The sequence below is a fragment of the Chitinophaga sp. RCC_12 genome, from assembly GCF_041360695.1.
In the GTDB taxonomy this organism is placed as follows: domain Bacteria; phylum Bacteroidota; class Bacteroidia; order Chitinophagales; family Chitinophagaceae; genus Chitinophaga.
In genome coordinates this window covers 698327-716068 of sequence record NZ_JBFUPS010000003.1, presented here as the reverse complement: position 1 = coordinate 716068, position 17742 = coordinate 698327, and the positions used below count along the sequence as shown (strand labels likewise).

General features: G+C 47.9%; 16 protein-coding genes. 6 read left to right on the top strand and 10 right to left on the bottom strand.

Annotated elements, in window-relative coordinates; genetic code table 11:
• Positions 1-23: 23 nt before the first annotated feature.
• Together AB6805_RS12605 and AB6805_RS12600 are read right to left on the bottom strand one after the other, a co-directional pair.
• On the bottom strand, positions 24-503 hold the full coding sequence (locus tag AB6805_RS12605) for a MarR family winged helix-turn-helix transcriptional regulator (RefSeq protein ID WP_370909775.1): 480 nt from the start codon (positions 501-503) through the stop codon (positions 24-26).
• Between the two features lie 127 nt (positions 504-630).
• Entirely contained in the window at positions 631-1035 is a 405-nt protein-coding gene (locus AB6805_RS12600) for an SET domain-containing protein (RefSeq protein WP_370909774.1), read from the bottom strand.
• Between the two features lie 125 nt (positions 1036-1160).
• Here AB6805_RS12600 and AB6805_RS12595 point away from each other — a divergent pair, with 125 nt between their 5' ends.
• Together AB6805_RS12595 and mgtE are read left to right on the top strand one after the other, a co-directional pair.
• Entirely contained in the window at positions 1161-2039 is an 879-nt protein-coding gene (locus tag AB6805_RS12595; protein WP_370909773.1) for a bestrophin family protein, read from the top strand.
• Between the two features lie 55 nt (positions 2040-2094).
• On the top strand, positions 2095-3471 hold the full coding sequence (gene mgtE / locus AB6805_RS12590; RefSeq protein ID WP_370909772.1) for a magnesium transporter: 1377 nt from the start codon (positions 2095-2097) through the stop codon (positions 3469-3471).
• A 36-nt stretch (positions 3472-3507) separates the two neighbouring features.
• Here mgtE and AB6805_RS12585 read toward each other — a convergent pair whose 3' ends face one another.
• Positions 3508-4038: a histidine phosphatase family protein gene (locus AB6805_RS12585; protein ID WP_370909771.1), complete on the bottom strand. Its 531-nt coding sequence runs from the start codon at positions 4036-4038 to the stop codon at positions 3508-3510.
• Between the two features lie 102 nt (positions 4039-4140).
• On the opposite strand from AB6805_RS12585, the gene AB6805_RS12580 reads away from it, so the two are divergent.
• The 4 genes from AB6805_RS12580 to AB6805_RS12565 all read left to right on the top strand — a co-directional run bounded on the left by AB6805_RS12580 (position 4141) and on the right by AB6805_RS12565 (position 11466).
• Positions 4141-6513, top strand: a complete 2373-nt coding sequence (locus tag AB6805_RS12580; RefSeq protein ID WP_370909770.1) for a prolyl oligopeptidase family serine peptidase — start codon at positions 4141-4143, stop codon at positions 6511-6513.
• A 265-nt stretch (positions 6514-6778) separates the two neighbouring features.
• Positions 6779-8614 carry a glutamine--fructose-6-phosphate transaminase (isomerizing) gene (glmS, locus tag AB6805_RS12575; protein WP_370909769.1) on the top strand — a complete coding sequence of 612 codons (1836 nt, stop codon included), beginning with the start codon at positions 6779-6781 and terminating at the stop codon, positions 8612-8614.
• 90 nt (positions 8615-8704) lie between these two features.
• A complete protein-coding gene (locus tag AB6805_RS12570) occupies positions 8705-10906 on the top strand; it encodes a DUF4954 family protein (protein ID WP_370909768.1) in 2202 nt (733 codons plus the stop codon).
• On the top strand, positions 10894-11466 hold the full coding sequence (locus tag AB6805_RS12565) for a DNA-3-methyladenine glycosylase I (protein WP_370909767.1): 573 nt from the start codon (positions 10894-10896) through the stop codon (positions 11464-11466). Before AB6805_RS12570 ends, AB6805_RS12565 begins: the two co-directional genes overlap by 13 nt.
• Before the next feature lie 226 nt (positions 11467-11692).
• Here AB6805_RS12565 and AB6805_RS12560 read toward each other — a convergent pair whose 3' ends face one another.
• The 7 genes from AB6805_RS12560 to AB6805_RS12530 form a co-directional block, all read right to left on the bottom strand.
• Positions 11693-12742 (bottom strand): cytochrome-c peroxidase, encoded by a 1050-nt coding sequence (locus AB6805_RS12560; RefSeq protein WP_370909766.1) that lies wholly within the window; start codon positions 12740-12742, stop codon positions 11693-11695.
• 7 nt (positions 12743-12749) lie between these two features.
• Entirely contained in the window at positions 12750-13505 is a 756-nt protein-coding gene (locus AB6805_RS12555) for an MbnP family protein (protein ID WP_370909765.1), read from the bottom strand.
• A gap of 68 nt (positions 13506-13573) precedes the next feature.
• Complete coding sequence (locus AB6805_RS12550; RefSeq protein ID WP_370909764.1) at positions 13574-14812, bottom strand: sugar MFS transporter; 1239 nt, start codon at positions 14810-14812, stop codon at positions 13574-13576.
• Between the two features lie 60 nt (positions 14813-14872).
• Positions 14873-15655: an SDR family oxidoreductase gene (locus tag AB6805_RS12545; protein ID WP_370909763.1), complete on the bottom strand. Its 783-nt coding sequence runs from the start codon at positions 15653-15655 to the stop codon at positions 14873-14875.
• A gap of 20 nt (positions 15656-15675) precedes the next feature.
• Entirely contained in the window at positions 15676-16503 is an 828-nt protein-coding gene (locus tag AB6805_RS12540; protein WP_370909762.1) for an amidohydrolase, read from the bottom strand.
• Positions 16504-16554: 51 nt separating this feature from the next.
• A complete protein-coding gene (locus tag AB6805_RS12535; RefSeq protein ID WP_370909761.1) occupies positions 16555-16884 on the bottom strand; it encodes an L-rhamnose mutarotase in 330 nt (109 codons plus the stop codon).
• A 5-nt stretch (positions 16885-16889) separates the two neighbouring features.
• Positions 16890-17741, bottom strand: coding sequence for a fumarylacetoacetate hydrolase family protein (locus AB6805_RS12530; protein WP_370909760.1), 852 nt, complete (start codon positions 17739-17741; stop codon positions 16890-16892).
• Position 17742 lies beyond the last annotated feature (1 nt).

The following is a 17742-nucleotide window of genomic DNA, read 5'->3' as shown; positions in this document are numbered from 1 at the left end:
AGATTTTTCTGGTGTATGAAGTATTATAACTGTTGTCTGATCCTTTCTGATAAAGACTTTTGCTGTACTGACTGTTCAATCTGGGCGATGGCAGCCAGTATATGCTGGCTTTGTTTATTTTCCGTTGCCAGTGCTTCCATAGCACCGGTGATGGCTTCCCATACAGGTTGTATCTGTTGCAGCAGGTCTTCGCCTTTTTTGGAGAAGGCGACCAGTTGCCGGCGGCCATCTTCCTTACACGGTGTTGTTTTCAGGAGTCCTTTCTTTTTCAGGTTGGTCACCATCTGGCTTACGGCGGAGTGGGATATTTCCAGTTGTTCGGCAATATCAATCATGGGTACCGGCTGCTGTCTGGATAAGAGGTAAAACACCGGGAACCAGCTGGCATCAAAGGGTATGCCTGCCTGTTCATATACCTTGTTTACTTCCATGAGAAAGTATTCGCTCAGCCTGCGCAGGCGGCTGCCAAAAACGAGGTAGCCAAGTGATGGATAGAATGACATATGAAAAGGTTGATGTTAATATTGTATAAGCGCTTATACAATATTACGAAAGAAATACGAATAATATAGTCACCGGGCAGGAATATTCACTGCTGTCTGCCCGCAACGGTACTATTCGTACTGCTTCTTACTTTTTAGCGGTCTGTTTCTTTTTAGTATCAAACCAAAGGGGGGAGCTGTCCGTTACATCACCATTGTAGTTGATAAAAAGCTCTTCTCCTTTCTTGATATCACGACGGGTGATGATACTCATGGTTTCTTCCTTGAAGTCCATTTCATACTCACAGTTGGGGTTGTAATCGTGATTATAGATAGAGCAAAAGCCCAGTGCCACGCAGGAACGGGTTTCTTTTGCACCCCAGAGAAAAATATAATTGTGGAGTCTTGTTTTATCCACAATCTCAGTATCGTCGTAAGTGAGAACGAGCACGGGTGACGTCTCAATTCTTGTTCCGGCAGGGATCTTTTCTTTGGTATAGACACCCCGGCCTTTTCCTTTCGACTTATCAATGTACAAATACGGCTTTATCATAGCGTAATTTCAAATAAAAGAAGACGTAAAGTAAAGTTAAAGCAGGAAGTTATCAAAATCATGTTTAAAAAATTTAGGTTTGCCGCCCGGAAAATATTTTTTTTGCCTTTCATTAACCTGCATATATGATCAATTATAATCCAAAGGAGTGGTTTACGTTCATTTTCCGTCTTCATAAAGCGGATACAGTAAGGAAGCTGTTCCCCATGTTTATTGCCCTCTCCATCTATTCCGCCATTGTAGCCTGGCTGGAACTGGAGGTTTGGAAGATGTCTGACAAGAGTGAACTGAAGAACATCACGCTGATGTATGGCCTGCTGGGCTTTGTGATATCCCTGTTACTGGTGTTCCGCACCAACACCGCGTACGACCGCTGGTGGGAAGGCCGCCGGCAATGGGGCGCCCTGGTGAACAGCAGCCGCAACCTGGCTATTAAAATCCAGGCCATGCTGCCATTGGAAAACAAGTCCGACAGGGAGTTCTTCAAAGTAATGATCCCGAACTTTGCCTATGGCCTGAAAAATCACCTGCGCAAAACTTATGTGCACGACGAGATGGAAGCCATACCAGGACAGGAGCCGCTTCATACTGATATCAGTAAGCATGTGCCTAACCAGTTATCGCAGCTCATCATGACTAAAACCATGGACCTGTACCGCAGCGGGCAGCTCACCGGGGATCAGCTCATTGTGCTGAACAACGAGCTGCAGTCGTTTGCAGATGTATGCGGCGCCTGCGAACGGATCAAAAATACCCCCATCCCTTTTTCCTACAGCGTATTTATCAAGAAATTTATATTCTTCTATGTGATGTCCATGCCCTTTGGATACGTGTTCAGCCTGGGTTACCTCATTATCCCCATGATTGTATTCGTATTCTTTGTACTGGCAAGCCTCGAGCTCATCGCAGAAGAAATTGAAGACCCCTTTGGCAAAGATGCCAACGATCTGCCGCTGGATAGCATTTGCAGCAACATCCGCCTGCATGTATCAGAATTATTATAACGACTGCCCCGGCAGCGTGCTATTTTAACTTAATTTCGCAGATAGAGGCAATTGTATGGAAAATGAAGCTTTACTGGAAAAATTCCAGACACTGACAAAAGAAAGAAATTACCGCGAACTGTCAGTATACCTGGACGACCAGCTGATTACGGATATAGCCGAACTGATTCACGAGGTCCCCGAAGATGCCGGAATAATCATCAATCACCTGTCGATCGGCAGAGCGGCAGCGGCTTTCCGTATCCTGGACTTTCCTTTACAGGAAGATGTGATACGTACACTGTCGCCCGCAAAAATAGCAGAGCTCATGAATGAGCTGCCGGCGGATGACCGTACCGCTTTCCTGGAAGAGCTTCCCAGCGAAGCGGTAAAAGAGCTGATCAAACTGCTGGACCCCGAAGAACGGCGCATCACCCTTTCCCTCCTGGGCTACAAGGAGAACAGTGTGGGCCGTATCATGACGCCCGACTACATTGCCGTTAGAGAAGAATGGACCGTGAAGGAAGTGCTGGACTATATCCGCGAGCATGGAAAGGACAGTGAAACCATCGATGTAATCTATGTAATCGACGAAAAAGGGCAGCTGCTGGACGACTTCCGGATACGTGAGTTCCTGCTCGTATCACCGGAAACGGTGGTGCATACCCTCATGGACGACCGCTTTGTATCGCTCCACGCCAACGACGACCAGGAAGAGGCCATCCAGGTTTTCCGGATGGAAAACAGGGTAGCCTTGCCCGTAGCAGACGACCAGGGCATCCTGCTCGGTATTGTGACCATCGATGATATGTTGTGGATCGCCAATGAAGAACATACAGAAGATATCCAGAAGATAGGTGGTACCGAAGCCCTGGACGAGCCTTACCTCGATATGCCCCTGCTCAAACTGGTGAAGAAGCGGGTAGGCTGGCTGGTAGTATTGTTTATCGGTGAAATGCTGACCGCTACCGCCATGGGATTTTTTGAAGATGAAATTGCGAAGGCCGTTGTACTGGCACTGTTTGTACCGCTCATCATTTCCAGTGGCGGTAACAGTGGCTCACAGGCTTCCACGCTTATCATACAGGCAATGGCGCTGGGCGAAATCAGCGTAGGCGACTGGTGGCGCGTGATGCGCCGGGAAATCCTTTCCGGCCTGCTATTGGGCGGCGCACTCGGCGCCATCGGCTTCCTGCGTATCCTGCTTTGGAATACCCTGTTCAATACTTACGGCGCACACACGGTGCTGATAGGCGCTACAGTAGGCATTTCCCTGGTAGGCGTAGTATTGTGGGGAACCCTCTCCGGTTCTATGCTGCCGCTGGTGTTGAAGAAATGCGGCGCAGATCCGGCCACGTCCTCCGCCCCTTTCGTGGCTACCCTGGTAGATGTAACCGGGTTGCTGATTTACTTTACAGTAGCCTATACCCTCATGAAAGGCATCTTGCTGTAATGCACAACTATAGCGGGGGAAAAGGCTTTTCCTCCGCTAATAACAAATCTCTTTAAGCACCGTTCCTTCCCTTGTTTTCCGCACTATAAACAACCGGTCGTATTCATTCTCTCCAATAGAATCCGTATGTGGCTTAGCTTTCAGGCTATGTAAGATAGGGATCAGGGTATTGGAATGCCCTATCACCAGCAGGCGCTTGCCCCAGTCCTGGTGCCGGGTAACCTGGTAAATAAAAGATTCCCCGCTGGTATCTGCCGCATAAAAACAGGTATCGATGTGCAGGTGGATGCGCAGACTATCGGCTGTGGCAACCGTTCTTTTATAAGGCGTAAAGTAAATTTTATTCAGGCCGGAATCCTTCAGCAGCCGGTATAATGCGCCTGCCCTTTCCTGTCCGGCCAGGGTTAAAGTGGAATCCGGACCCGGGTTTCTCTCTGCGTGCCTGATCACATAGAAGGTGCCTGTTAAAAAGGTACTGTCTTCAGATACCGGTACCGGTTGGCGGACGGGTTGCTTCGGCTTACAAGCGGCAAGGATCAGGAGGGAAAGAAGTATTGATATGCGCATAGCGTGGATTTAAGGCAGATGACCGCATTACGTCCATCCAAAACTTACGGCAATTTATGATTAAACCGTTACATTTATTCCCCAACAAAATAATGAACCGCTATGAGAAAATGGGTTATACCCGCCATTATTTTTTTATCAGCCAACCGCATCAGTGCCCAACAGGCAATGCCGCTCACGGTAGAAAAGATCATGCGCGATCCCAAATGGATAGGAACTTCTCCTGATAACGTTTTCTGGGGTACCGACAACCAGACCGTTTATTTCAGCTGGAATCCCGGCAAACAACTGAGCGACTCCCTTTACTATGCCGGTGTTAAAAACAATACGCCCCGGATTACGGCCGCAGGTGAGCGCTCCCTTATTAACGCCAAAGCTGCCGGTACCTGGAATGCAGATAAATCGCTACTGGCTTATTCCTATGAAGGGGATATTTATTTACTGGAGATAAAAAGCGGGAAAACCACGCGCATCACCAATACCAAAGCCGTGGAGTTTAACCCCGCATTCAGTTTCGGCGGTAAACAGGTGGTGTTTCAGCAAAACCGCGATCTCTATGGATGGGACAAAGCATCCGGGTTAATCAGTCAGCTTACCAGCTTTGAAGCAGGCAGCAAGCCCGCCGAAAACGACGACAGTAAAACCGGCAACGCAGAAGAAAAGTTCCTTAAAGCACAGCAAGAGGAACTGTTGCAGGTGATCCGTGATAAAAAAACAAAGAAAGACGCCGCTGAAGCTTTTGATAAAGCATACGACCCCAAACCACTACGGTCCCTGTACCTGCAAAACAAAAGACTAAGGGACCTGCAGATCAGTCCCGACGGGCGTTTCGTTACCTATAGCCTTTTCACCGCACCCACTGATGCCCGCAATACCATCGTTCCCGAATTTGTAACCGCCACCGGTTTCACCACCGATATTGCAGCCCGCGATAAAGTAGGGGCGCCGCAAGGCAGCTTCGAAAGCTTTGTATACGACCGGCAACATGATACGGTGCTCCCTATTAAAACCGCTGATCTCCCCGGCATCAAAGACCAGCCCGATTACGTAAAGGACTACACGAAAAAGGATACGCCCAAAGTAAGGGAAGTAATTGTGAACGGTCCTTACTGGTCGGAACAAGGCACACATGCCATTGCCGACATCCGCTCACAGGATAATAAAGACCGCTGGATCGTATTGCTCAACGCTGAAAACGGTACCGTAAAAACATTGAACCGCCAGCGCGACGAAGCCTGGATAGGCGGCCCTGGCATTGGCTGGAGCATGGGCGGCAGCAATATCGGCTGGATAAATGAAAACACCTGCTGGTTCCAGTCGGAAGCCACCGGTTATTCACATCTGTATACCGCCAATGTAAACGATGGTACCACCAAACCTCTCACCAGCGGCAACTATGAAGTACAGGAGGCACAATTATCTCCCGATAAAAAATACTTTTATATTACCACCAATGAAGTACATCCCGGTGAAAAACAATTTTACCGTATAGGCGTTGCCGGTGGAAAGGCCGAAAGGATCACTACCCTGCCCGGCGCCAATGAAGTAACCATTTCTCCGGATGGAAAATGGATTGCGTTCCGTTACTCCTATTCCAACAAACCCTGGGAATTGTATGTGCAGCCAAACACACCGGGTGCAAAAGCAGTACAGGTCACCAACCTGGCGCAGACGGATGAATTTAAATCATATCACTGGCGCGATCCGCAGGTAATAACGATTACCGCGCGGGATAACCAGCCCGTGTATGCCCGCTTATACACCCCGGACCCTGCGAAAAATAATGGCGCGGCAGTGATTTTCGTACATGGCGCAGGCTACCTGCAAAATGCACATAAATGGTGGAGCTCCTATTTCAGGGAATACATGTTCCATAACCTGCTCACCGATAAAGGCTATACCGTACTGGACATGGATTACCGCGGCAGTGCCGGCTATGGCCGCAACTGGCGTACTGGCATTTACCGCTATATGGGTGGCAAGGATCTGGACGACGAAGTGGACGGCGCAAAATATCTGGCAGAAAAATTGCAGGTGGACGCCCATCGTATCGGTATCTACGGAGGCAGTTACGGCGGCTTTATGACGCTGATGGCCCTGTTCACCCAGCCAGATGTGTTTGCATCCGGCGCTGCGCTGAGGTCTGTAACGGACTGGGCGCATTATAATCATGGCTACACCAGCAATATACTGAATGAACCATTCACTGACAGTATTGCTTACCGCAGATCTTCCCCCATCTACTTTGCAGATGGACTGAAAGGCAAACTGCTGATGTGTCATGGCATGGTGGATACCAATGTGCATTTCCAGGATATCGTGCGGCTGTCGCAACGGCTGATTGAATTAGGAAAAAATAACTGGGAGCTGGCAGTGTATCCCGTGGAAGATCACGGATTTACTACGCCCAGCAGCTGGACAGATGAATATAAAAGAATACTTTTGCTCTTCGAGAGTACGCTCTTGAAGAGATGATTGCATTTTAAATTTTTTTATTTAGTTCCGTCGATATAAAAAAATTATAAAAGGGGGATACAGTGAATGATGCAGGCTAATGTTAAGGAATCTTAATATTCGCAAGGATCGTTCCCGGTATTCCCTTTTTCATTTTACATTAGGACCGTTGTAAAATGCATGCTGACCATATCTTTACTTAAACAATATTCACATTTTCTGATGTGATCTTAACATTTTAATGCGATATTGCAATGATAAAACCTAGCACAAATCCAAAAACCTTATGTGTGGAATCGTAGCTTACATCGGGCAGAGAGAAGCCTACCCGGTAGTATTAAAAGGCCTCAAAAGACTGGAATACCGCGGATACGACAGCGCGGGAGTAGCCCTGATCAATAACGGGTTACAGGTATACAAGAAAAAAGACAAAGTTGCCGCCCTCGAAGCATTCGTGGAAGGAAAAGATCTCCGGAGTCATATTGCCATCGGGCATACCCGCTGGGCAACACACGGAGAACCCTGCGACCGCAATGCGCACCCGCATTTATCCGGCGACGGTAAACTGGCCATGATCCACAATGGCATCATTGAAAACTATGTACAGCTGAAACAGGAGCTCATTAACCAGGGCCATGTTTTTCATAGTGATACCGATACCGAAGTACTCCTTCACTTTATTGAGGAAATCAAAAAACAAAACCAGTGTTCACTGGAAGAAGCCCTGCGTATCGCTTTAAAAAGAGTGGTAGGCGCTTATGTGATTGTACTCATCGATGAAGAAAACCCGGATACCCTCATCGCCGCCCGCAAGGGAAGCCCGCTGGTAATAGGCGTTGGCAAGGGTGAACACTTCCTGGCTTCTGATGCATCTCCCATCATTGAATACACGAAAGAAGTAGTGTATGTAAATGATTATGAAATTGCCATCATCAAAGCAGATGAACTGATCCTGAAAAACATTTCCAATGAAAGGCAAACGCCTTACATTCAGAAACTGGATATCGAACTGGCCGCCATTGAAAAAGGAGGCTATGATCATTTCATGCTGAAGGAAATCTTTGAACAGCCGCAAACGATCTTCGATAGCTTACGTGGCCGTTTAGACGCGAAAAAAGGTACCCTCACCATGGGCGGTATGCGCGAATATGCGGATGTGCTGAGCAATGCCAAACGCATCATCATCGTAGCCTGCGGTACCTCCTGGCACGCAGGGCTGGTAGCCGAATACATGATTGAAGAATTATGCCGCATCCCGGTGGAAGTGGAATACGCTTCCGAGTTCCGCTACCGCAACCCGGTGGTAGGTCCCGGTGATGTTATCATTGCCGTATCACAATCCGGCGAAACAGCGGATACATTGGTGGCCATTGAAAGCGCTAAAGAAAAAGGCGCTATCATTCTCGGCGTTTGTAACGTAGTAGGTTCTTCTATTGCACGCTTATCTCACGCCGGCGCCTATACGCATGCCGGTCCTGAAATTGGCGTGGCCAGCACCAAAGCCTTTACTGCCCAGCTGGCAGTGCTTTGCCTGGTAGGCTTAAAACTGGCGGCCGATAAAGGCACCATCACCCCGCAAAGGTTCCAGCACCTGCTGGATGAACTGGAGCAGGTTCCTGAAAAAGTAGCAACGGCCCTGAAACTGGATAACCAGATCAAACAGGTAGCCGCCAAATATAAAGACGCACGTGATTTTCTCTACCTGGGCCGCGGATACAACTTCCCGGTAGCCCTGGAAGGAGCGCTCAAACTGAAAGAAATTTCCTACATCCACGCGGAAGGTTATCCTGCAGCGGAAATGAAACACGGCCCCATTGCACTGGTAGATGAAAACCTGCCGGTAGTAATTGTAGCCACAAGAGACAGCTACTACGAAAAAGTAGTGTCTAACATTCAGGAAATTAAAGCCCGTAAAGGTAAAGTGATCGCAGTAGTAACAGAAGGCGACAACACCATTCCCCCCATGGCGGATGATGTAATTTTTGTGCCTGCGGCAGATGAAATGGTAGCTCCTATCATTTCTGTAGTACCGTTACAACTGCTCGCTTATCATATAGGCGTGCTCAAAGGTCTGGACGTTGACAAACCCCGGAACCTTGCGAAATCAGTTACAGTAGAATAAAGACAATGGAGATACTCATCTGGTTATTTTATTATCTGCACGCATAATAAAATAACCAGGTAGTCATTTCTCCTCAAATGATGTATCCTCATGAATAATATCCAAAAAAGACCCCTTTCTGATCTGGGGTATAATTTCATTGAAACCACGTTACCGAAAGGCAAAGACGAATATTATCTCCGTAATGAACAATGGAGCAGGCAGGACCAGTACAGGAAATTAACAGCATACGAAATAGAATCGCTGGTACGTAATGATAACACCTCCGACGACTGGAATATTATTTTTGTTTCCAACGAATTTGATCCGCAACTGGTACAGCACTGCCACTTTTTCGGGATGGTACGTATCGGTAAACTGGAACCCTACTACCTGGAGTTCCATAACCTGCGGATGCCGGTAGGATTGTACAACAGTACCATCTGCGCCTGCGATTTCGGCGACAACGTAGTAGTACACAACGTAAATTACTTATCGCATTATATCCTCGGTAACGAGGTAATTGTAGCCAACGTAAACGAAATGGCTACTACTGATTATGCCAAATTCGGAAACGGTATCCTGAAAGAAGGCGAAAACGAAAACGGCCGCATATGGATGGAACTGTGCAATGAAAACGGCGGCAGAAGCGTAATGCCCTTTGATGGCATGCTCCCCGGAGATGCTTACCTGTGGACACGCTACCGCGATGATGAACAACTGCAGCAGCAATTCAAATCGTTCACAGAAAAACAATTCGATAAAAAACGCGGCTACTACGGTATGGTTGGCGATCGTACAGTGATCAAAAACTGTAAGATGATCAAAGATGTTACCATCGGTACCGACGCATACCTGAAAGGCGCCAACAAGCTGAAAAACCTTACCATCAACAGCAGCAGCGAAGCTTCTTCACAAATAGGAGAAGGCTGCGAAATGGTAAACGGTATCATCGGCTACGGCTGCCGCGTATTCTATGGCGTGAAAGCCGTTCGCTTTGTAATGGCCTCCCACTCGCAGTTGAAATACGGCGCCAGGCTGATCAACTCCTATCTCGGCAACAACGCCACTATTTCCTGCTGCGAGGTGCTGAACTCACTCATCTTCCCGGCGCATGAACAACACCATAACAACTCGTTCCTGTGTGCGGCGCTGATCATGGGGCAGAGCAACATGGCGGCAGGCGCCACCATCGGCTCCAATCACAACTCACGCGGCGCCGATGGTGAAATCATTGCCGGCAGAGGGTTCTGGCCGGGCCTGTGCGTTAGCCTGAAACATAATTCCCGCTTCGCCAGCTTCACCCTTATTTCCAAAGGCAACTATATGTCGGAGCTGAATATCTCCATTCCATTCAGCCTGGTGGTAAACGATGAACACGAAAACCGCCTGAAAATAATGCCCGGCTACTGGTTCCTGTACAACATGTACGCCATTGCCAGGAACTCCTGGAAATATGTTGACCGCGACAAACGCACCGATAAACAACAACTCATTGAATACGATTACCTGGCGCCCGATTCTGTAGAGGAAATATTCCAGGCGCTGGCGATCATGGAGACCGGCACCGGGAAAGCATGGTACGCACTGCCGGAAAATGCATCCAAAAAGGAACTAACGGAAAAGGACCTCCGTAAAAAAGGAAAGGACCTGTTAAAAAACAACCCGGAAGAAGTAGCCAAGCTCACCATTCTCTCCAAAGGATTTGAAAACAGCTCCCGTGAAGTAGAACTGTTGAAAGTACACAAGGCTTACCCATTGTTCGTGGAAATGGTAGTACTGTATGCTATTAAAAATATTCTCGCCGCAGAAAAACCATCTTTCCTGGCTTTACAGGCAGCAGTGAGCACCGCTAAACGCGGCGACTGGCAAAACATCGGTGGACAACTGATGAAAGCCGAAACGGTAGCCACGCTCAAAACAAAGATCCGGAAAAATAAGATCAGCAGCTGGCCGCAACTGCACACGGCCTATGAAGAAATAGGCAATGAATATGCAGCCGACAAATTACAGCACGCCGTAGCATGTCTGCTGGAAATAAAAGACAGCTCCCTGAAAAATATGACCACCGCCGATCTCGCACAATGGATGAGCGATTCTGTTGTAACGATGGAGTGGATCACCGCACAAATTAAACGCTCCAGGGAAAAGGATTACAAAAATCCGTTCCGCCAGCTGGCCTATGAAAGCGAAAAAGAAATGAACGCAGTAGTCGGCAGCCTGGAAGATAATAGTTTCATTAAACAAACTGCTGAAGACCTGGAAAAGTATAAATTGCAGGTAAACAAAACCATCAGCGAATGGGAGCTATAGAAAAAGTAAGATGCCACTGGTCGGAGAAGGATAAGCTTTACCAGGACTACCACGACAAAGAATGGGGCACGCCCAGTCATGACGATAAACATCTCTTTGAAATGTTATGCCTGGAAGGTGCGCAGGCTGGTCTCAGCTGGTATACCGTACTTACCAAAAGAGAAAATTACCGCAAAGCCTTTGATAACTGGGACGCCAAAAAAATAGCGAAATACGACGAGAAAAAAGTGGAAGCACTGATGCAAAACGAAGGCATCATCCGCAACCGTCTGAAAATAAAATCTGTGATCGGCAACGCAAAAGCCTACCTCGCAGTTCAAAAGGAATTCGGCAGCTTTGACAAATACATCTGGTCATTTGTCAACCATAAACCCATCGTTAATCACTACCGCAAAGGCATGGCCGGCGTTCCTGCCAAAACAGCCATTTCCGACGCCATGAGCAAAGACTTGCTGAAACGGGGATTCAAATTCGTGGGCTCCACCATCTGCTACGCCTACATGCAGGCCACGGGCATGGTAGACGACCACATGGAGGAGTGCTGGAAGAAGCGCGGGTAATGCGGATTTTGTCTTTCCCACTGATTACGCTGATTATACTGATTAGCTTGATTTTTACTTTTGGATTTCTTTGGATTTCTTTGATTTTTTTAATAATAAATAAGGGAGATAAAAGCGAATATATCCGCTTCTATCTCCCTTAATCCTTTATAAAATCCAAAAGTAAAAATCAAGCTAATCAGTATAATCAGCGTAATCAGTGGGAAAGACAAAATCCGCGGCGATCCTACTCGATCCGTACCTCACTAAGGGAGGCATTGCCGAGAAAAGAGTAGTCCGTGAGCGTGTTCAGAAAGAAATACAGCTGCCGCTTTTCCTGGTCCGACAACGGGATGCCCTGCTTCACCAGCGGGTCGGTGGTGGGAGTGACTTTCACACCGTGGTCGTAGAAGTCAAAAACCTGGAAAATATCGAAGAAACGCCCATCGTGCATATAAGGGGCGCTTTTGAGAATATTGCGCAGGGAAGGTACCTTAAAACGAAGATTATCATCTGTGCTCCCGGTAATCTTCATCCTGCCGATGTCATTCAACGCCGGTAAATAAGGGAGGCCATTACTGCGGTAGGTGAGATCTGTGAACAATGGTTCCTTATGACAGGCCGCGCACTTCTCCTGGAAAATGGTGTATCCTGCGTTTTCTTCAGCGGTGAAGGCAACGCCGGGGACTTTGAGCATTACGCTGTCGTATTTGGAACCGGCCGATACCATGGTGGCAATAAACTGGGTGAAAGCTTTGAACATGCGCTCACTGGTGATTTCCTCTGTCCCAAAAGCAGCTTTGAACATGCTCTTGTATTGGGAGTCTGTCCGCATTTTTTGTATCAGCTCTTTCAGGTCTACCGCCATTTCGTTGTGGTCTGTTAAGGGAGTGAGTGCCTGTATTTCAAGATGATTTACACCGCCGTCCCACATAAACGCCCTTTGCCAGATCATGTTGAACAGTACCGGTACAGAGCGGATGCCCTGCTGACCGGCCACACCATGCGCCAATGCATGATCAAAATGGCCGAAAGCCGCAAACTGCTGGTGGCAAAAACCACAGGACACGGTGCTGTCCTGCGACAGGCGGTAATCATAAAACATAAACCGGCCCAATGCCACACCTGGTTTGGTGAGCGGGTTACGGGTGAAGTCGTATACCGGCCGCGGAAAATGTGCGGGCAGCTGCAGTAAAAAAGGCTCCGGTCCTTTTACCGCGCGCTTTTTTGCGCCCGCCTGCACCAGCGCCAGCAAAAGGCAAAACGCCCCAATGATGTATATGACTTTATGATTCACGCAGTGGCTAATTGGAAATACCTGTTATGTTAAACATATGCTGATAATTACCGGCTACCTGTCTTGCTTTTACGCCCGGCGCCATGATCACGGTTATCTTTTTAAAACTTACAGTATCCGGTAAAAACCATTTTTCCACATCGGCAGTAAGATTAATACGGGGTTGTTTACCTGCTGCAATTGTTAGCGGCTGCGGAAGTGGCAGCGTCACATATTTCAGCACACCATCTTTTGTTTTATAACCACCGCAATGGAATAAAAATTCCTGCATAGGCGTGTTAACCGCTGCAGAATGACCTTCTATCTGCGCCATAATATAACCGCTGTTCCACGTCCAGAACATGCCGGATTCTACTGCCAGCGCACCGGATTGCGCTCCACTCACATTACGGATGCTATCTACCCCGATCAGGAAACGGATACTCTTATATTCGCCGGCGGGAATACTATCCAGCCGGATATTTTTTGAACTGTCGATCGCATCATCTACCAGGAAATAAGCCGGTGGCAAAGTAACCACATTGCCATTGACGGCTTCCAGTGAAAAGTTGCTGAGGAAATAACGGAAACGGCTGATGGTAAAAGTTTCTCCGGAAGCATTGGTGTAAGTAACCGCTTTCCTTACCAGTGGCTGCTGCCCCATCAGGTGGGTGAAAGACAATTGCAGGGAAGGTACAGGCCCGGGATCAGCAGGCGCCCCGGCAAACAACATGGTTACAACCAGGAACCAGCAAGCATAGGAAACAAAAATCCGCAAAATCATGGTATCCTCTTTTGTTAAAGAAAGTTACAATGATTTTGCGGATTAAATATTAAAAAGAAATCTGCTGATTAAACTCTTTTATATCCTTTCCAGCCGTACAAAAACACCACGACAAAGCAGAAAGTAGGAATGCCGTAAGAAATAGCCAGCGACTGCCATTCCGTTACAATCCCCATCAGGTAAGGAACAGAAGCACCACCTACAATAGACATTACCTGGAAAGAAGCGCCGCGTTTGGTATGTACACCCAGGTCTTTTACGCCCAATGCAAAAATGGTTGGGAACATAATAGACATGAAGAAGAAACTGGCAATAAGTGCATATACGGAAGCAGCGCCGTTACCCGTCATTACAAAGGCGCTTAGCACTACGTTAATAAGCGCATAAATGGCCAATAATTTATTAGGAGCTATTTTACGCATAAGCGCAGTGCCTATAAAACGGCCGCCCATGAACAATCCCAGCCCTACAGACAAAAGATAGGAAGCATTTTCGGTGGTAATACCATGCCAGTAAGCCGTTACATAGTTGATAAACAACGCGCCTACGCCTACCTGTGCAGCCACATAAAAGAACTGCGCTATTACGCCCAGCACAAAGTGACGGTGGGCAAAAAGCGGGCGGGTATCTGCCATCACGGCCTCTCCTTCCTGTTGATCTTCTTTAATTTCAGGCAGTGGCGTTCTGTAAAAGAATCCTGCTATCAGCAACACCACCACCCCAATTACAATGTAGGTAAGCTTTACCGTAGTAAGATCCCCGGTGCCGCTGCCAAAAAATAATTTACCGCCAATAATTGGTCCCAGGAAAGATCCCAGCCCGTTAAAGCACTGTGATAAATTCAGCCGCTGTTCGGAAGTGGCAGGATCTCCCAGTACCGTTACATATGGATTAGCAGCCGTTTCCAGGCAGGCAAGTCCGCAGGCCAGGATAAATAATGCCAGCAGGAAGAAATCAAAACTCAAGGCGCCGGCTGCCGGGAAAAACAGGAAAGCACCAGTTGCATACAGCAGCAAGCCCAGGATAATTCCTTTCTTGTAGCCGAATTTATTCATAAACATACCTGCCGGTAATGCCATGAGGAAATAAGCGCCGAAATAAGCGCCCTGTAATAAAGTAGAACGTTTGGTAGTAATGCTCAATACTTCCTGGAAATGTTTATTTAATACATCCAGCAGCCCGTATGCCAGTCCCCATAAGAAGAACAGGCTGGTAACCAGGATCAGCGGGAATAGGTAGCTGCCAGGCTTTGCGCCTGTATCTTTACTGGTGGTATAGGTGGAATTACTTACTGCGCCTCCGGCCATAACGAAGAATTTAATGTTTCAGGTGATTGAATGTTGATAACGTGTGTTGGCTCTTTATCCTTAGCTGATGGATCTGTCGAGATGCGTGTAACCACCATCTACGTATACGATTTGTCCGGTTGTGTGAGATGAACGTGGCGACAGCAGGAATACGGTGCTGTTGGCGATTTCTGTTGAAGTGGTCATCCTTTTTTCAAATGGAATGTTAGCCGTGATAGACGCCAGTTTTTCTTTTGGATTGGGCAACGAATTAATCCAGGTTTCATACAGCGGCGTCCATACTTCAGCAGGAATAACCGTGTTTACACGAATGGAGTATGGCAGCAATTCCACTGCCCACTCACGGGTAAGCGCATTGATAGCACCTTTGGAGGCCGCATAACCACTGGTATTTCCCTGGCCGGTATCCGCTACTTTCGATCCGATGTTCACAATATTTCCTTTGGTGGCCTTCAGGTACGGCAATGCAAAATGTGCCAGGTTGTAGTAGTGTGATAAATTATTCTGCAGCGACTGCATAAACCGTTCCGGGCTGCCATTTTCAAGTCCTACGCCATCATTGGCGCCGGCATTGTTTACCAGGCCGTCTATTCTGCCATACTTTGCTATCGTTTCAGAGATCACTTTTTTACAATCTTCCACTTTACCCAGTTCCGCAGTAACGGCGATCGCCTTACCACCCACTGCGATAATTTCGTTGACAGTTTTTTCATTATCGGCAGTACTGCGGCCGGCAATCACGGTAATACCACCTTCTGCTGCTATCAGCTTTGCAATAGCTTCCCCGATTCCTTTTGCACCACCGGTAACGATAATCACTTTCTCCTGTAATCCTAAATCCATAGTATGTATGATATTATTTTTTATAGATGATAAAATGAGCGCGCATTGCCTCCCATTATCTGTTCCTGTTCACTTGTTGATAAGGTGCTGATGAAATCTGTAACGATTCCTTTCACTTCGTGGTACCTGGCGGCTACCAGGCACACGGGCCAGTCGGAGCCATACACCAGCCTGTTTGCACCAAAGGCTTCCAGCGCTACTTTCAGGAAAGGCCGGAAGTGTGCCGGCTCCCACTGCTGCCAGTCGGCTTCGGTAACCATGCCGCTCAGTTTGCAGTATACGTTTGGCGACTGTGCTATGCGGCGCATATGTGCCGCCCATGCCTCCAGTTCACCGGCTTTAATATCGGGCTTGGCCAGGTGATCAATGATCAGCGGCTGGTCCGGAAACTGCTGCACAAATTCTTCTACCGCAGGTAACTGTTTCGGATATACGAGAATATCATAGGTGAACCGGTGCTTCGCCAGCGCTTTGATACCGCGGCAGAAATGTTCCCCGAGAATAAACCGGTTATCCGGCTCTCCCTGTACAATATGCCGGAAGCCTTTCAGCTTCGGATGTGCAGCATACTGCTCCAGTTGTTCACTGATATTTTCAGCGCGGAGGTCTATCCAGCCCACCACGCCTTTAATAAAATCATGCTTATCTGCCAACGTCAGTAAAAAGGCCGTTTCATCCGGCGACTGATCCGCCTGTACCGCCACGCAGCCGTGAACGCCGTTTTCGGCCAATACGGGGGCCAGGTGTTCCGGGTAAAAATCACGGCGGATCACTTCCATAGATTCATCGATCCATGCGTCGCGGACTGGATCGTATTGCCAGAAATGCTGATGTGCGTCAATAACCATGTAGATATTTTTTGCATACCGGTCGCCGGAAGTTCCGGCGGCCGGTATACTTTACAATGCAAAAATCTGATCCATAATAACCCACTTCTCTCCTTCCTTCGCTACCGGCAATGACTGCTGGTATTTCCACATCAGCTGTTCCCACACCTTTACGGCGGGATTGGCAGCGTCCATCGCATCTTTACGTTCAAAGGAGAAAGTATCGTCTACTTCCATGATCATAAACAGGCGGTTACCGGCCCGGTAAATATCCATTACGGTAATGCCGGCGTCCGTGATACTCTTTTTTATTTCAGCGGATACGTTGCGGTGATGGGCTTCATACTCGCTGATCAATTGCGGATCATCTACCAGATCCAGTGCCAGACAATATCTTTTCATAATTATTATTTACAGGCTACAGCAGTTTGTTTGGAAGTACCCAAACCATCAATACCCAGTTCAATCACATCTCCTGCTTTGAGGTATACCTGTGGATTCATGCCCAGGCCCACACCAGCAGGCGTACCGGTGGAAATCACATCTCCCGGGAGCAGGGTCATGAACTGGCTCAGGTAAGCCACTACATAAGCTACGTTGAATATAAAGTTGGAGGTATTGCCATCCTGCATCTTCTGACCGTTAACGGTGAGCCATAAACGAAGATTATTCACATCGGCAATTTCGTCTTTGGTAGCCAACCACGGGCCTAACGGAGCGAATGTATCGCAGCTTTTTCCTTTCACCCACTGTCCGTTTCTTTCAATCTGGAAAGCTCTTTCGCTGTAGTCGTTATGCAGGCAGTAACCGGCTACGTAGTCCATTGCGTCTTTTTCTTCCACATAAGTGGCCTTTTTGCCAATTACTACTGCCAATTCCACTTCCCAGTCGGTTTTCTGACTGTTGCGCGGAATCACCAGGTCGTCGTTTGGACCTACCAGTGCGCTGGTACTTTTAAAGAACACGATAGGTTCTGTAGGAATGGCTGCGTTGGTTTCACGCGCATGATCTGCGTAGTTAAGACCGATGCAGATAATTTTGGAAGGACGAAGGATAGGTGAGCCCAAACGCGTACCGGCAGGTACCTGCGGGCATTCCGCTGCATGTGCGCCATACCATTCTGATAAGCGCGCCAGCCCGTTGGTTTCAAAGAATTTCTCTCCAAAATCTTCACCAAATGCACTCACGTCAAACATTCCCGCTGCGGTTGCAACACCCGGTTTTTCTTCTCCCGGTAAACCAAACCTGATCAGTTTCATA

What these genes read in the sequence shown, in the direction of transcription:
- AB6805_RS12580 (WP_370909770.1), top strand. Translation starts at nt 4,141, where the DNA reads ATGAGAAAATGGGTTATACCCGCCATTATTTTTTTATCAGCCAACCGC.
- AB6805_RS12605 (WP_370909775.1), bottom strand. Translation starts at nt 503, where the DNA reads ATGTCATTCTATCCATCACTTGGCTACCTCGTTTTTGGCAGCCGCCTG.
- AB6805_RS12550 (WP_370909764.1), bottom strand. Translation starts at nt 14,812, where the DNA reads ATGGCCGGAGGCGCAGTAAGTAATTCCACCTATACCACCAGTAAAGAT.
- AB6805_RS12585 (WP_370909771.1), bottom strand. Translation starts at nt 4,038, where the DNA reads ATGCGCATATCAATACTTCTTTCCCTCCTGATCCTTGCCGCTTGTAAG.
- AB6805_RS12565 (WP_370909767.1), top strand. Translation starts at nt 10,894, where the DNA reads ATGGGAGCTATAGAAAAAGTAAGATGCCACTGGTCGGAGAAGGATAAG.
- mgtE (WP_370909772.1), top strand. Translation starts at nt 2,095, where the DNA reads ATGGAAAATGAAGCTTTACTGGAAAAATTCCAGACACTGACAAAAGAA.
- AB6805_RS12595 (WP_370909773.1), top strand. Translation starts at nt 1,161, where the DNA reads ATGATCAATTATAATCCAAAGGAGTGGTTTACGTTCATTTTCCGTCTT.
- glmS (WP_370909769.1), top strand. Translation starts at nt 6,779, where the DNA reads ATGTGTGGAATCGTAGCTTACATCGGGCAGAGAGAAGCCTACCCGGTA.
- AB6805_RS12545 (WP_370909763.1), bottom strand. Translation starts at nt 15,655, where the DNA reads ATGGATTTAGGATTACAGGAGAAAGTGATTATCGTTACCGGTGGTGCA.
- AB6805_RS12535 (WP_370909761.1), bottom strand. Translation starts at nt 16,884, where the DNA reads ATGAAAAGATATTGTCTGGCACTGGATCTGGTAGATGATCCGCAATTG.
- AB6805_RS12600 (WP_370909774.1), bottom strand. Translation starts at nt 1,035, where the DNA reads ATGATAAAGCCGTATTTGTACATTGATAAGTCGAAAGGAAAAGGCCGG.
- AB6805_RS12530 (WP_370909760.1), bottom strand. Translation starts at nt 17,741, where the DNA reads ATGAAACTGATCAGGTTTGGTTTACCGGGAGAAGAAAAACCGGGTGTT.
- AB6805_RS12570 (WP_370909768.1), top strand. Translation starts at nt 8,705, where the DNA reads ATGAATAATATCCAAAAAAGACCCCTTTCTGATCTGGGGTATAATTTC.
- AB6805_RS12540 (WP_370909762.1), bottom strand. Translation starts at nt 16,503, where the DNA reads ATGGTTATTGACGCACATCAGCATTTCTGGCAATACGATCCAGTCCGC.
- AB6805_RS12555 (WP_370909765.1), bottom strand. Translation starts at nt 13,505, where the DNA reads ATGATTTTGCGGATTTTTGTTTCCTATGCTTGCTGGTTCCTGGTTGTA.